Origin of the sequence: Shewanella zhuhaiensis, from assembly GCF_022484835.1 — a bacterium.
Taxonomy (GTDB): Bacteria; Pseudomonadota; Gammaproteobacteria; order Enterobacterales; family Shewanellaceae; genus Shewanella; species Shewanella khirikhana.
Window position 1 is genome coordinate 1 of the sequence record NZ_JAKUDL010000008.1, and the last position, 13,974, is coordinate 13,974.

The 13,974-nt window shown below is 56.8% G+C and carries 12 protein-coding genes and 1 pseudogene; 9 read left to right on the top strand and 4 right to left on the bottom strand.

Going from position 1 to position 13,974, the window contains the following annotated elements; genetic code table 11:
• From MJ923_RS17685 to MJ923_RS17700, 4 genes and pseudogenes are all read left to right on the top strand, one after another.
• Nucleotides 1–228 (top strand): annotated as a pseudogene (locus tag MJ923_RS17685) (glucose/galactose MFS transporter); the annotation flags it as partial.
• Entirely contained in the window at nt 225–2,816 is a 2,592-nt protein-coding gene (locus tag MJ923_RS17690) for a glycoside hydrolase family 3 protein (protein WP_240592232.1), read from the top strand. The pseudogene MJ923_RS17685 and the gene MJ923_RS17690, both read left to right, overlap by 4 nt.
• A gap of 25 nt (nt 2,817–2,841) precedes the next feature.
• Complete coding sequence (gene mak / locus MJ923_RS17695; protein WP_240592233.1) at nt 2,842–3,777, top strand: fructokinase; 936 nt, start codon at nt 2,842–2,844, stop codon at nt 3,775–3,777.
• Nucleotides 3,778–4,016: 239 nt separating this feature from the next.
• Nucleotides 4,017–4,901 carry a DMT family transporter gene (locus MJ923_RS17700; protein ID WP_240592346.1) on the top strand — a complete coding sequence of 295 codons (885 nt, stop codon included), beginning with the start codon at nt 4,017–4,019 and terminating at the stop codon, nt 4,899–4,901.
• 56 nt (nt 4,902–4,957) lie between these two features.
• Here MJ923_RS17700 and MJ923_RS17705 read toward each other — a convergent pair whose 3' ends face one another.
• Nucleotides 4,958–5,461: a glycine cleavage system transcriptional repressor gene (locus MJ923_RS17705; protein ID WP_126166564.1), complete on the bottom strand. Its 504-nt coding sequence runs from the start codon at nt 5,459–5,461 to the stop codon at nt 4,958–4,960.
• A 212-nt stretch (nt 5,462–5,673) separates the two neighbouring features.
• Here MJ923_RS17705 and MJ923_RS17710 point away from each other — a divergent pair, with 212 nt between their 5' ends.
• Genes MJ923_RS17710 through phoU form a run of 4 tightly spaced genes read left to right on the top strand, consistent with a single transcriptional unit; the run spans nt 5,674 to nt 11,215 of the window.
• The gene (locus MJ923_RS17710; protein ID WP_240592234.1) at nt 5,674–7,923 is read left to right on the top strand and encodes an ABC transporter permease subunit; all 2,250 of its coding nucleotides are present in this window, start codon (nt 5,674–5,676) and stop codon (nt 7,921–7,923) included.
• A gap of 51 nt (nt 7,924–7,974) precedes the next feature.
• Nucleotides 7,975–9,627 carry a phosphate ABC transporter permease PstA gene (gene pstA, locus MJ923_RS17715; protein WP_240592235.1) on the top strand — a complete coding sequence of 551 codons (1,653 nt, stop codon included), beginning with the start codon at nt 7,975–7,977 and terminating at the stop codon, nt 9,625–9,627.
• Between the two features lie 35 nt (nt 9,628–9,662).
• Nucleotides 9,663–10,481, top strand: coding sequence for a phosphate ABC transporter ATP-binding protein PstB (pstB, locus tag MJ923_RS17720; protein WP_126166567.1), 819 nt, complete (start codon nt 9,663–9,665; stop codon nt 10,479–10,481).
• A gap of 23 nt (nt 10,482–10,504) precedes the next feature.
• The gene (gene phoU / locus MJ923_RS17725; protein WP_240592236.1) at nt 10,505–11,215 is read left to right on the top strand and encodes a phosphate signaling complex protein PhoU; all 711 of its coding nucleotides are present in this window, start codon (nt 10,505–10,507) and stop codon (nt 11,213–11,215) included.
• Nucleotides 11,216–11,285: 70 nt separating this feature from the next.
• Here phoU and MJ923_RS17730 read toward each other — a convergent pair whose 3' ends face one another.
• A complete protein-coding gene (locus MJ923_RS17730) occupies nt 11,286–11,684 on the bottom strand; it encodes a VOC family protein (protein WP_240592237.1) in 399 nt (132 codons plus the stop codon).
• Nucleotides 11,685–11,872: 188 nt separating this feature from the next.
• On the opposite strand from MJ923_RS17730, the gene MJ923_RS17735 reads away from it, so the two are divergent.
• A complete protein-coding gene (locus MJ923_RS17735) occupies nt 11,873–12,445 on the top strand; it encodes a DUF502 domain-containing protein (protein ID WP_240592238.1) in 573 nt (190 codons plus the stop codon).
• Nucleotides 12,446–12,474: 29 nt separating this feature from the next.
• Here MJ923_RS17735 and MJ923_RS17740 read toward each other — a convergent pair whose 3' ends face one another.
• Both MJ923_RS17740 and MJ923_RS17745 read right to left on the bottom strand, forming a co-directional pair.
• Nucleotides 12,475–12,885: a GFA family protein gene (locus tag MJ923_RS17740; RefSeq protein ID WP_240592239.1), complete on the bottom strand. Its 411-nt coding sequence runs from the start codon at nt 12,883–12,885 to the stop codon at nt 12,475–12,477.
• Between the two features lie 130 nt (nt 12,886–13,015).
• Nucleotides 13,016–13,900: an MBL fold metallo-hydrolase gene (locus MJ923_RS17745; protein ID WP_240592240.1), complete on the bottom strand. Its 885-nt coding sequence runs from the start codon at nt 13,898–13,900 to the stop codon at nt 13,016–13,018.
• Nucleotides 13,901–13,974 lie beyond the last annotated feature (74 nt).

Sequence of the window (13,974 nt, forward strand, 5' to 3'; positions counted from 1 at the left end):
TTCCCGACTATTTTCAGTCTGGCGCTGAAAAACTTAGGCCCGGCAACGGCTCAGGGCAGCGGTATCCTGTGTCTGGCTATCGTCGGTGGCGCCATAGTGCCATTGGCGCAGGGGCTGATTGCCGATGCGGCGGGGCTGTCGGTGTCCTTCCTGCTGCCGGTGCTGTGTTATGCCTACATCCTCTATTACGGCCTCAAGGGCTCAACGCCGGTGGGGGAGCCAGCATGAGACTCAGGCTTTCCCGAACGGCAGCTGTAATTGGCAGTGTGCTTGGACTCTCGGTCGCTGCAGCCTCGACAACGGCAATAAGCGCAACAAGTACAGGTGCCAGCGGCACTGAATCGCGGCACATCAACACCAGCCTCGACGTTTGGCCACAAGGAGTGTATCGCGCACCTGTGGATGCGGCGCTGGAAGCCAGAGTGGAGACATTGCTGTCGCAGATGAGCCTTGAGCAAAAGGTTGCGCAAATCATCCAGCCGGAAATCCGTGACTTCAGCGTTGAGGACATGCGCCGGGTGGGATTCGGCTCCTTTTTGAATGGTGGCGGCTCATTCCCCGGTAATAACAGTCAGGCCCGGGCAGCGGATTGGGTGACCCTTGCCGATGCCATGTACGAGGCTGCGATGGATGCAAGTCTCGATGGCACGGCCATTCCGCCGCTTTGGGGCACAGATGCGGTGCATGGCCACGGCAACGTGTTTGGCGCGACCCTGTTTCCCCACAACATTGGTCTGGGCGCAACCCAAAATCCGGCGCTTATTAAAGCCATCGCGGCGACTACCGCCAGGGAAGTGCGTGCCACTGGCATCGACTGGGTGTTTGCACCCACAGTCGCCCTGGTGGATAACCTGCGCTGGGGCCGCAGTTACGAAGGCTACGCCCGCGATCCACAGCTGATTGAGCGCTACGCCCGCGCCTTTGTGGCTGGGATGCAGGGCGAGGGTGATAGCTGGCTCGATGGCGCTCACACCCTGGCCACAGCCAAGCACTTTATTGGCGATGGCGGCACTGAGAATGGTGACGACCGGGGCGACACCCGGGTGGATGAAGCCACCCTTGCTGGCCGTCACGGCCAGGGCTATGTGGGCGCACTGGCGCAAGGGGTGCAAACTGTAATGGCGTCGTTCAACAGCTGGAACGGCGAAAAGCTGCACGGCAGTCACTATTTACTGACCGAGGTGCTTAAAAACCGGCTTGGCTTCGATGGTGTAGTCGTGGGTGACTGGCTGGGACATGGCTTTGTGCCCGGCTGCAGTTACGAGCGCTGCGCGGCCGCCATTAACGCAGGGGTCGATATTTTGATGGCGCCCGGCGACAGCTGGAAGGCGCTGTATCCCAACACCATAGCCGATGTAAAAGCCGGTGCTGTGCCGGCGTCGCGTCTCGATGATGCGGTAAAACGTATTCTTCGGGTCAAGCTGCGCGCCGGGCTGTTTGATGGTTTGTCGCCATCGAAGCGCCCCTTTGCCGGTGATGCCAGCCTGATTGGTCATCCTGAGCACAGGGCTCTGGCCCGTCAGGCGGTGGCCGAGTCGCTGGTGCTGCTGAAAAACAATCCGGTGGAAGGGTCGCCACTACTGCCAATCAAGTCATCTGTCCGGGTGCTGGTGATAGGCGAGGGGGCTGACAATATCCCCCAGCAGACCGGTGGCTGGAGCATGACCTGGCAAGGGACGGAAGTAACCAATGCAGATTTCCCCGGCGCCACCAGTATTTTTGCCGGTATCAAGGATGCGTTGAAAGCAGGGGGCGGCGAGGCGCGTCTTAGTGTGGACGGCAGTATTCCTGCTGACTTTACTCCGGATCTTGTGCTCGCCGTATTTGGAGAGTCACCCTATGCCGAGGGCAATGGCGACCTGGACAATCTTGAATATCAGCGCGGTGACAAGCGCGATCTGGCGATGCTGAAGCGGGTCAGGGCAGCCGGTTTACCGCTGGTGTCGGTGTTTTTGACAGGCAGACCTTTGTGGGTCAATCCCGAGCTGAATGCGTCCGATGCCTTTGTGGCTGCCTGGCTGCCCGGCAGTGAAGGCGCCGGTGTTGCCGATGTACTGATTGGTGACAAAGATGCCAAACCCAGAGCGGACTTTATTGGACGGCTGCCATTTCCCTGGCCTGCAACCCCGGATGCCGATGGCTGGCAGAGTGAGGAAAAACCGCAAGGGGTGCTGTTTGAGCTGTGGCAAGGCTTTGATTATCAAAGCGATGCAAGGCTTACCAAACTGGATGAGTCCAGCGGCGCTGAGACTGCGCCGTCGAGGCTGGCGATTTTTGATAAGGCCATCAAGGCTCCCTGGCATTTGGCCGTGGGCGATGACACCGGCATGCACCGAGTGGGTGCCGGAGTGTGGCAACAGGGCCCCTGGTCGGTCAGAAGTATCAACCGTGAGGTGCAGGAAGATGCGCGCCGTTTCAGCTTTGCAGCCGCTGGCCGCTTGAGTTTCCGGGATGATTTCCCGATGGACTTGCGCCGCTTTAACCGTAAAACGGCGGTGCTTGGCTTCGACGCTGCGCTGGAGTCGGTGCCAGCCCAGGCGGAGCTGTCGATGCAATGCGAAGGGAATTGTGGTCAGACCCTGAATCTTGCCGCGTCCCTGGTGGCCGATGCCAAATGGCGCCGATATCAGGTGCCCCTTGGCTGCTTTGGCCTCGGCGTAAATGAACTTGGTCGGGTTTTCAGTCCTATGACGCTAACCCTGGGCGCCGGTGATGCGCTCACCCTGGCCAATGTAGCCATCGAAGAAGCCGGCGCGGCGTCGGCGGCGAATATCCTGTTGGCGGAATGTGGTCAAGCTGAAGCAATGCCACGTTAACCACCAACCTTCTTTGGAGAGCAGTATGTATCGCAGTGGGATAGATTTGGGCGGCACCAAGATTGAGTTGGTGACATTAAACGACAGTGGCGAAGAGGTGTTTCGAAAGCGGGTGCCTACGCCTAAAGATTACCGCGCCACACTGGAGGCGGTGGCATCACTGGTGCGTGACTCCGAGAGCGAGACCGGCCGGGTGTCCAGCATTGGCATAGGGATCCCCGGGGTAGTGTCGTCGGTCACCGGTAGGGTGAAAAATTCCAACGCGGTCTGGCTCAACGGCCAGCCGATGGACAAAGATCTGGGGGCCATGCTGTGCCGCGAAGTGCGCATTGCCAATGACGCCAACTGCTTTGCGGTGTCAGAGGCGGTGGACGGCGGCGGCGCCGGCAAGGGCGTGGTGTTCGGCGCCATTCTCGGCACCGGCTGCGGCGCGGGCATTGCCATTCATCATAAGGTGCACGCCGGCGGTAACGGTATTGGTGGTGAGTGGGGCCATAACCCCTTGCCCTGGATGACGCCGGAGGAGTTCAACTCCACCCGCTGTTTTTGCGGCAATGCCGATTGTATCGAGACCTTTGTGTCCGGCACCGGCTTTGTGCGTGACTTTCGTGCCCACGGCGGTGAGGCGGCGAGCGGCATTGAAATTGTGGCACTGATGACGAAGGGCGATCCTTTGGCCGAGGCTGCATTTGGCCGCTTTATCGACCGCTTGGCCCGGGCGCTGGCCCATGTGATTAATACCCTGGACCCGGATGTGATAGTGCTGGGCGGCGGGGTATCCAACATTGATTTGATTTACGAATGTTTGCCAGCGCTGCTGCCCAAATATGTGCTTGGCGGCGAGTGCGCCACCGCGGTAGTGAAAAATCGCCACGGCGCCTCGTCCGGCGTTCGGGGCGCCGCCTGGCTTTGGGCGCCCGGTGAGCGTGCTGCATTGCCCGGGTTAACGACCGGCCGCTAATTGCGTCGGCATTTACTTTGTAAGGTTTGTTTTTCAGGAGGTTTTACCGCTGATCCGGTTTGTGTCTGCCTTGTCTCAGGGAAGAGACATTTTGTGCTTGTCCTTTCTGGCGCCCCGGCTTATCGCCGAATCGGGCGCCGTTTTTTATTCTGCACATGACGTTGTAAATCGTTTGCCGGCTCGGCAGAATAGCCGCTCGCTGTAGGTTTTGAAATTTTGGGGGAAGTGTGGCCAATTTGATGTTATTGCTGGCTGCGGCCATTTGGGGTTTTGGCTTTGTGGCGCAGCGGCTTGGGATGGACCATCTCGAGCCGTTTGCTTTTAATGGCCTGCGCTTTGTGATTGGCGCACTGAGTTTGCTGCCACTTATCTGGATGATGAAACGTCAGGGCCGTCTGAAAGGTTTGTCTGACAAAGATTTTTTACGCAGGGCTTTTGCCGGTGCCCTGGGATGTGGCGGCATTTTGTTTATTGCTGCTTCGTTCCAGCAGGTGGGGCTTTTGCACACCACTGCGGCCAACGCCGGATTTATCACCGGGCTCTACATTGTGCTGGTGCCCGTGCTGGGGCTGGCGCTGAAACACAGTACCGGCCTTAACACCTGGCTTGGCTGCGCCGTGGCCGTGGTGGGACTGTATTTTTTAAGCGTGGGCGATGATTTCAGTATCTCTTATGGCGATGGTTTGCAGCTGATTGGCGCGCTCTTCTGGGCGATGCACATTCTGGCGGTGGATCATTTTGCCGCCCGGGTGGCCCCGGTGGTGCTGGCCTGTGGTCAGTTTTTGGTGTGTGCTCTGGCAAGCTTTGGGGTGTCTTTGGTGCTTGAAACCACCACGGTGGAAGGTATTCAGGCGGCCTGGGCGGCGCTGGCCTATGCGGGCGTGGTGTCGGTTGGGGTGGCGTACACCCTGCAGGTACTGGCGCAAAAACATGCCCATCCGGCCCATGCGGCCATCATCCTGAGTTTGGAGACTGTGTTTGCTGCCATTGGCGGTATGCTGTTTCTCGATGAAAGCCTGTCTGGCCGGGCGCTGTTTGGCTGTGGCCTGATGTTGGTCGGGATGCTGATAAGCCAGGTGCCACTAAGGTATCTGGTTAAATCCCGCCATCAAAAAGCGGCATAAACTGCCGCTTTCAATGCATCCGGTTGCTGGGTCGGCTTTCCTCGCGATTATCAGACTTATTCGCTGACAAGCTGATCCAGCAGCACATCATCGCCAATCAAATACAGGGATTCGGCCAGCAGTTCCTGCTTGCCAAGCTCTTCCAATCCAAGCACAAAGGTTGCTCTGAACAGTGGCACGCCTGTGTGACTTGCGCTTTCAAGCTGGGTCGAAAAGTGCTCGATATTAATGCCCAGTGCATTGATTTTATTTGATATTTCAAGCACCAGTCCCGGTCTGTCGTAGGCCACAAGGGTATAGCTGCGCTTGTGGGTGGGGCGCTTGGCCGCACGGGTACTGGCGTGGGTGAGGGTCAGGCCCTCGATACATTCGAGGTTCTCAATCAGGCCGTCCCAGTTATCCGCCGGGATTTCCAGCACTATGATGGCGGCGAAGATGCCGTCGATATGGCGCAGCTCAGAATCCAGCCAATTGCCACCATGGCGGCTCACCGCGTGGGCAATCTGTTCCACCAACCCGGTTCTGTCCGGGGCCTGCAGGGTGATGAGGTATCTCAGCATCGCTCGCTTACTCCTTGTGTTTGCTAGAAAATGGCGTCTTTGATGGCTGCGTATTTTTGCCAGTGAATTGGCGCTGGCGTAACACAACTGTCATATTGGCGTCATATAATGCGCCCATCCCAAGTTGGGTGTGACCCGGATAAGTATAGTTAGCACAGGCTAACGGGCATGCCCAGCGAAAAGAGCTCAGGCCAATCAATCAGAGGTTATGAATGGAAATTCAGGTCACTAAGCCTGAAATGGCTGCCAGCATACTGGCAGGCAGGGGCACGGGGCGACGCGCCCTCAAGGACAAGGCAACGGCAATCGGCGTCAGTGTTGGCGGCGTGATGGTGTTCGTGGCCCTTTTGTTGATCTTCTTTTACCTGCTTTATGTGGTGAAACCGATTTTTGATGGTGCTTCGGTGAGCGAACGCACCGCCATTCCTTATGCCGATAACAGTGCCCCGGCGCTGATGGTGGGCAGCGATGAGCAAAATGAATTGCTGTTCCGGGTTGGCACTGACGGTCAGGTACAGTTTTACCGCGCCAGCGGTGAACTGGCAGAGACTGTTCAGCCTGAGCTGCCAGCGGGTGTGACCGTTGTCAGTTCTGCCGCCTCAGTTCCCCATGAGCAAAGCTTTGCGCTGGGGCTGTCAAATGGTGAGCTGCAACTCTACCGGGTGGAGTTCGGAGTAACCTATCCGGACAACCGCCGCATGATAACTCCACGCCTTCGCCGCCTGAGTCAGGATGGCGAGCTGGTGATTAGCCAGTCCGGCGCCCCTATCAGTCAGTTTGCTTTTGGCCGTACCAATGAGCAGTTAACCGTGGCCTTTAATGGCGAGGGTGAATGGCAGCTGACTCGCCTTGAAGGGGAGGAGAACCTGCTCACCGAAGAGATTGAATGGACCAACAGCAGCGCCTCGCTGCCGGATGCGCCATCTCAGGTTGAGCAGCAGTTGATGACGCCGGATCAGCGTCAGTTGATGCTGCGCTCCGGCAACAAGATTTTTGTGTATGACATCCGCGATGCCGAAGAGCCTTCGCTGATGCAGGTGATTGATGCCGGCCGTGCCAAGAGCCGTCTTACCGGCGTATCGCTGCTCTCAGGTGCAAGTTCGCTGCTGCTGGCTTACGACAACGGTGAAATGGTGCAGTACTTCCAGGTCAGCAGTGACAAGGGCCGTCTGTACCGTGAAATCCGCGACTTCAAAGGCCTGGGCCACATTGAGTCCGTGGGCACCGAGTTCTACCGCAAAAGCTTTGCCACCGTCACCGATGATGGCCGCCTGACACTGCTGTACACCACCAGTCAGCGTGAGCTGTTAAGCGAAAAGTTCGATATTGCCAAGCCCCAGGCGCTGGGCTTTAGCCCCCGCTCCAACGCACTGGTTGTGGATGCCGGTAACAAGCTGCATCTGTTTGCAGTGGACAACGCCCACCCAGAGGTGAGCTGGAGCGCCCTGTGGAATAAGGTGTGGTACGAAGGCTACCCAGAGCCGCAATTTGTGTGGCAGTCTACCTCGGGTTCCGATGACTTTGAGGCCAAACTCAGCCTGATGCCACTGGCATTCGGCACCATGAAAGCGGCGCTTTATGCCATGTTGTTTGCGGTGCCGCTGGCCATTGCCGGTGCCATTTACACCGCTTACTTTATGTCGCCCAAGGTGCGCGGCATTGTGAAACCCACCATCGAAATTATGGAAGCCCTGCCAACCGTTATTCTGGGTTTCCTTGCCGGTCTGTGGCTGGCGCCGCTGATTGAAGAGCACCTGCCGGGCATTTTGGTGATGCTGATTCTGCTGCCGGCCTCGATTCTGCTGAGCGCCTTTGGCTGGAGCAAGCTGCCAGGTCGCTGGAAACAGCGTCTGCCTGAGGCATATCAGGAATTGATGCTGGTGCCTGTGCTGTGTCTTGTGGGTTATCTGTCATTTGCCATCAGCCCGACCCTGGAAGTGCTGTTCTTCCACGGCGATACCCGCCAGTTTATTACCAACGAGCTTGGGATCACCTTCGACCAACGTAACGCGCTGGTGGTGGGCATTGCCATGGGCTTTGCGGTTATCCCAACCATTTTCTCCATCGCCGAAGACGCTATTTTCTCGGTGCCGCGTCATCTGTCCAACGGCAGTCTGGCTCTGGGCGCAACCCAGTGGCAGACCCTTACCCGGGTAGTGCTGCTGACCGCCAGCCCCGGTATCTTCTCAGCCATCATGATGGGTCTTGGCCGCGCCGTAGGTGAAACCATGATTGTACTGATGGCAACCGGTAACACCGCCATTATGGAATGGAGCGTGTTTGAAGGTATGCGTACCCTGGCGGCGAACATTGCGGTGGAAATGCCTGAGTCGGCCATTGGCAGCAGCCACTACCGTGTGTTGTTCCTCGCGGCCTTTGTACTCTTTGTCTTTACCTTTATTTTCAACACAGTAGCTGAGGTTGTACGTCAGCGTCTGCGTGAGCGTTACAGCTCGCTGTAAGCAGGAATGAATTCAAGATGGAATGCTTTGATTTGAGTTGGGGACAGCACTATGGGTAAGTGGTTTAAATCGGGTTCCCCCTGGATTTGGATGACAGGCGGCGCGGTGAGCCTCAGTCTTATCGCCGTACTGGGTCTGCTGCTGCTCATTGCCTGGCGTGGTCTGTCCTACTTCTGGCCTGCCGATATCTATCAGTGGCAGCTGCGTGATGCCAAGGGCGTTGAGTCCACCCTGATTGGTGAAATCTACGACAGTGAACAGGTGCCAACCGAGCGCCTGATCACCGCCGGTGTAGAGTTTGCCGAGCATCCGGGCGAGTTTGTGACCCGCTATCTGGTGAAAACCGGTAACCGTGAGTTCGTAGGGCTGGATTTCCGCTGGGTGCTGGCAACTGACATTGTTTCCCGCGATACCCCGGAAGGGCTGGCCAGACTTGAGCGCAGCAAAAACGGTAACTTCTACGGTTATCCTGTTGCTGTGATTGAAGATGGTAAGCGTCTGGAGCTCACCGATGTGCAGCACTCGCTGGAAGAGCACATTGAGCGCGCCGTTGAAATCAGTGACCGTGCTACTGCGCTGCAAAAGCGCGATATTGGCGCCATTAACTACGAGCTTGAGCGCCTGCGCCTGAAAGAGCGCCGCGCCGAACTCGATGGCGAGCTGACCGACAGCAAGAAGCAGGAATTTGCCTCGGCCCGTAAGAAGCTGGAAGCCGACTACCTGGTGCTGGAAAAAGAACTGTTTGCCCTGCGCGATGAAGCGGGCAGAGACAGCGTGATTGTGCGTGATATGCGCGGCGAAGAAGTGGTGCTCAAGCTCGACAGCGTGCTGGACGTTACCTACGCCAACCGTCTCGGTTTTATGGGCAAGCTGGGGCACTGGTTCAGCGGTGTCGCCAATTTTATCAGCGCCGATCCCCGCGAAGCCAACACCGAGGGCGGCGTATTCCCGGCGATTTTCGGTACCGTATTTATGGTGCTGCTGATGGCGGTGATTGTGACCCCATTCGGCGTGATTGCTGCCATTTACATGCACGAATATGCCAAGAAAGGCCCGCTGACCAAGATGATCCGCATTGCGGTGATTAACTTAGCCGGTGTGCCATCCATTGTGTACGGCGTGTTCGGTCTGGGCTTCTTTGTGTACATGCTCGGTGGCTCCATCGACCAGCTGTTCTACCCCGAAGCACTGCCATCGCCTACCTTTGGCTCACCCGGGGTGATTTGGTCGGCACTGACGCTTGCCATTCTGACTCTGCCGGTGGTGATTGTATCTACCGAAGAAGGCCTGTCACGTATCCCCAGCGCCGTGCGTCAGGGCAGTCTGGCCCTCGGTGCCACCAAGGCCGAAACCCTGTGGCGGATTGTTATTCCTATGGCAAGCCCGGCGATTATGACCGGTCTGATTTTGGCCGTGGCCCGCGCCGCCGGTGAAGTGGCGCCGCTGATGTTGGTGGGTGTGGTGAAGCTTGCCCCAACCCTGCCAGTTGACATGAATTTCCCCTTTGTGCACCTGGACCGTAAGTTCATGCACCTGGGTTTCCATATTTACGACGTGGGCTTCCAGAGCCCCAACGTGGAGGCGGCGCGCCCGCTGGTGTATGCCACCTCCTTCCTGCTGGTGTCCGTGATTGTGGCGCTCAATTTGACCGCCATCAGTGTACGTAATCACCTGCGTGAGAAATACCGCTCTCTTGAGCATTGATAATCCGGCGATTATCCTGAAAATTGGTACAGAATATGATTTCGATAGACAGCTCAGTAATGAAAACCGAAGCCCTGGATCTGGAAAATCTGCCCGCGTCGGAAACGGCTCTGGAGATCCACAACCTGAATTTGCACTATGGCACCAAGCAGGCGCTGTTTGATGTGTCGATGAAGATCCCCAAGAAGCGGGTGACGGCCTTTATCGGCCCCAGCGGCTGTGGTAAGTCGACCCTGCTGCGTTGCATCAATCGCATGAACGATCTGGTGGACAACTGCAACATCAGCGGCGAAATCCGCCTGCACGGCCAGAACATCTACGACAAAGCCGTGGATGTGGCTGCGCTGCGCCGTAACGTCGGCATGGTGTTCCAGCGCCCCAATCCGTTCCCCAAGTCCATCTACGAAAACGTGGTTTATGGCCTGCGCCTGCAGGGTATCAACAATCGCCGCGAGCTGGATGAGGCCTGTGAGCGCTCCTTGCGCGGCGCAGCGATTTGGGATGAAGTGAAAGACCGGCTGCACGATAACGCCTTCGGCCTGTCCGGTGGTCAGCAGCAGCGTCTGGTGATTGCCCGCGCCATTGCCATCGAGCCGGAAGTTTTGCTGCTGGACGAACCTACTTCGGCGCTGGACCCTATCTCCACCCTGACCATCGAAGAGCTCATTACCGAGCTTAAGACCAAGTACACAGTGGTTATCGTAACCCACAACATGCAACAGGCCGCGCGGGTGTCGGATCAGACCGCCTTTATGTACATGGGCGAACTGGTGGAATACGCCGACACCAACACCATCTTTACCACACCGTCCCAGCGCAAGACGGAAGACTACATCACCGGCCGTTACGGTTAACAGCAAGAGGCAGCTGAATTCTCATGGATAAACTGAGTACCAATAAGCACATTTCCGGCCAGTTCAATGCCGAGCTGGACGATATCCGTAACCGCGTTCTGGCCATGGGTGGCCTGGTTGAACGCCAGTTGGAGCAGGCGCTCGACGCCCTGGGAGGCCTGGATGCCGAGCTTGCGCAAAAGGTGATTGACGGTGACCACAAGGTCAATGGCATGGAAGTGGCCATCGATGAAGAGTGCACCCGCATCATCGCCAAGCGTCAGCCAGCGGCGAGCGATTTGCGTCTTATCATCGCAATCTCCAAAACCATTGCCGATCTCGAGCGCATTGGTGATGCCTGTGTGCGTATCGCCAAGGCTGCGCTGGAGAAGCGCAACAATCAGCAGCAGCCGCTGCTGGTGAGCATTGAGTCAATGGGTCGACACGCCACCCGCATGCTGCATGCCACTTTGGATGCGCTGGCGCGGATGGATGTGGAATCAGCTCTGGAACTGCACCGCGAAGATGCGCGCCTCGATAAAGAATACGAAGGCATTATCCGTCAGCTGATGACCTACATGATGGAAGACCCGCGCTCCATTCCCGGCGTGCTTGATGTGCTCTGGGCCGCCCGTGCCGTTGAGCGGGTAGGGGATCGCTGCAAGAACATTTGTGAATACATCATCTACTATGTGAAGGGTAAAGATGTGCGCCATACCTCCTACGAGGACATGGAAAAAGACATCAATCGCTGATTTCATGCCGGTGAAAAAGGGGCCTTAGTGGCCCTTTTTTTATACCCACAAAACGCCAGCAGCAGACAGCTTAGGCGACCCGGTAGCGGGAAAGCTCAATCAAATTGCCATCCGGGTCGCGAATATACACCGAATCCAGGGCGCCGGTGGCGCCGCTGCGGGCAACAGGTCCGGCTTCTATGGCAAAACCAAGCCCGGTCAAATGGGCTATGACGCCGTCAATCGGCTCAGACACCAAAAAGCACAAATCCGCAGTGCCAGTGGCGGCAGCCTTGGCGTTGGGCTTAAATTCCTGCCCCAACTGATGCAGGTTGATTTTCTGATCGCCAAAGTAAAGTGCATGGCGCTCGCTGCCGTCGGTGGCGGTAAACACCTGATGGCGCATACCCAGCACCTTGCTGTAAAAGGCGCAACTTGTGTCTATATCGGCAACCGTCAGTACCAGATGATCCAACATGGTAACTCGCATTCTTCCCCCTAAAAAGCGCTCGCAGTAACAACAGGATAGCAGGGCTGTTACCGCCAATTTGTGATAGATGAGTTCTTATAACAGAGTGCTGATAAAAGCGCGATCCACTGTGCTACCATAACGGCTCATCAGCCCGTCAGCCGGGCTTTTTTGCGGCCATTTTTTGCAGAGACTTTTTCGAGGAACACATGAAAACCACACTGACCCGGGGTTTGATGAATGTACTGCCGATGGCGCTGAGCCTGTGGCTGTTTTGGTCTCTGTTTGTCTCCTTGGATGAACTGGGCCGATTGCTGCTGGAGCTGGTGGGATTGCCACGGCTGTTTATCGGCGAAGGCTTTATGCTGGTGATAGCGCTGGTGTTTGCCGCAGGGCTGTTGTTTTCCGTCAGCCCCATCGTGTGGTTGTGGGGCAAGGTCGAGCGTGCCCTGATGCGTTTTCCGCTGTTTAAATCGGTCTATGGCAGCATTCGCGATATTGCGTCGCTGATGAACCGTGATGGCAAGCCCAAGAACCAACAGGTGGTGCTGGTAAAGCAGGCCAATGGTGGTTATGTGGTGGGCTTTATCATGACCGACAAGGCGCCAGAGCCTTTGTCTGAGGCCCTTGGCGAAGGGGATTGGGTGCCTGTGCTGTTTCAGCTGTCCTATCAAATGGCGGGGGTCACCACTCTGGTGCGCCGGGAAGATTTGGTACCGGTTAACTGGAGCTTTGAAGAGGCAATGCGCTTTAACCTCACCGCCGGTATTTCCAAGTCGTAGACGCCAGCGCCAGTCGCGCTCACGGTTTGCTACTTGGATGTTTCGCTGCGTGGGCCGGGGTAACGTGGGCTGCGGTCATCTATCACCAGCCAGGACGGCGCGTCTTTGGTGTAGATATGATATTTGGGCGCCATCAGCGCCGGGTCGTCCAGTGAGCCGATTGCTACAGTGAAATAGTCAGGATGGGCGGTACTTCGATAACTCAAGGTGCTGCCACACTCGGGGCAAAAGCCGCGGCGGATGGTTTCCGATGAGGCATATTCCTTTGGCTTGGCGCCATGCCAGCTTAGCTGCGTCGTTTTGATATCCACCCAGGCACTCACAGGCGCGCCGGTGATTTTATGGCAATCACGGCAGTGACAGTAATCGGCATCGAAAGGCATGCTACTGATTTCATACCGAATATGGCCGCAGTGACAGCCGCCGCTTAATCTGTCCATGCTGACTCCTTGTTTGCAGGGTTATGGGTGCTGAACCTGGAAGCGTTTAGGTTTGATCCCAAAACTGTCCCGGTTCAGCATGTGTTGATCCAAGGGCATCGCGCTCGATGCCGCTCATCCTCATGGCTGATCAGTGTGCCAATCCCTTGTGCAGGGTAGCAATCCACTTCTTTTCGTCGATAAACTGCCAGCTCCAGCTGTCATAATTGGGAATGCCGTCGGCGGTCATTTGCTCCAGGGTTTTGCCTTGCTCTTTTGCAGCCTTGGCCCAGTTAATACTGGCATCCAGCATATGTTTAAAGCGCAGCAAATCGGTTTTGGAGGCAAGTTCGCCATGGCCGGGAATGACCTGCGTCTTATCATCTATCATGGCGAGCACGGCTGCCACATTGTCGCGATAACCAATCACAGATCCACCGGCATCGAGGTCTATGTAGGGAAAGCGGTCTTTAAAAAACAGGTCGCCCATATGGACCACATTGGCGTTTTGCCAGAACACCACACTGTCGCCATCGGTATGACCCGGGCCAAGGTGCACTACCTTGAGGGTGTCGCCGTTGAAGCGGATATTGATGCCTTGCTCATAGGTGATCACTGGCAGCGCCGCCGCGGCGGTCTTGTCGTCACTTTGCAGCCTTTTCAGTACATTATCGTGGGCCATAATGGTGCCCTGTAACCCGAAGTGGCCGTTTCCACCGGTATGGTCACCGTGGTAATGGGTGTTGATGATATATCTGGGCATGGCGGAGGTTTTGGCCCCTGGGGTGGTCGCAAGCGCGGCGGTTATTTTATCGGCCAGCGGCGCAAACTGATCGTCGATAATCAAAATACCATCATCGCCACTGCTGACGCCGATATTGCCGCCGGCGCCTTCAAATAACCAGGCACTGGCATTGAGATGGGTACTCTTGATGTCGACTTTGGCAAACCTGTCATCGTCGGCTGCCTGGGACAGAAACGACAGCGCCAACATCGATGGCAGCCAAAGTGTGTGCAGGCGAGGGGACTTGTTCATCTTGTTATCCTTTTCCTTACGGGGAGCCGTGTAGTTTTTGTTTTACCTCATAAGCCAAAGACCGCGTTGCGGCG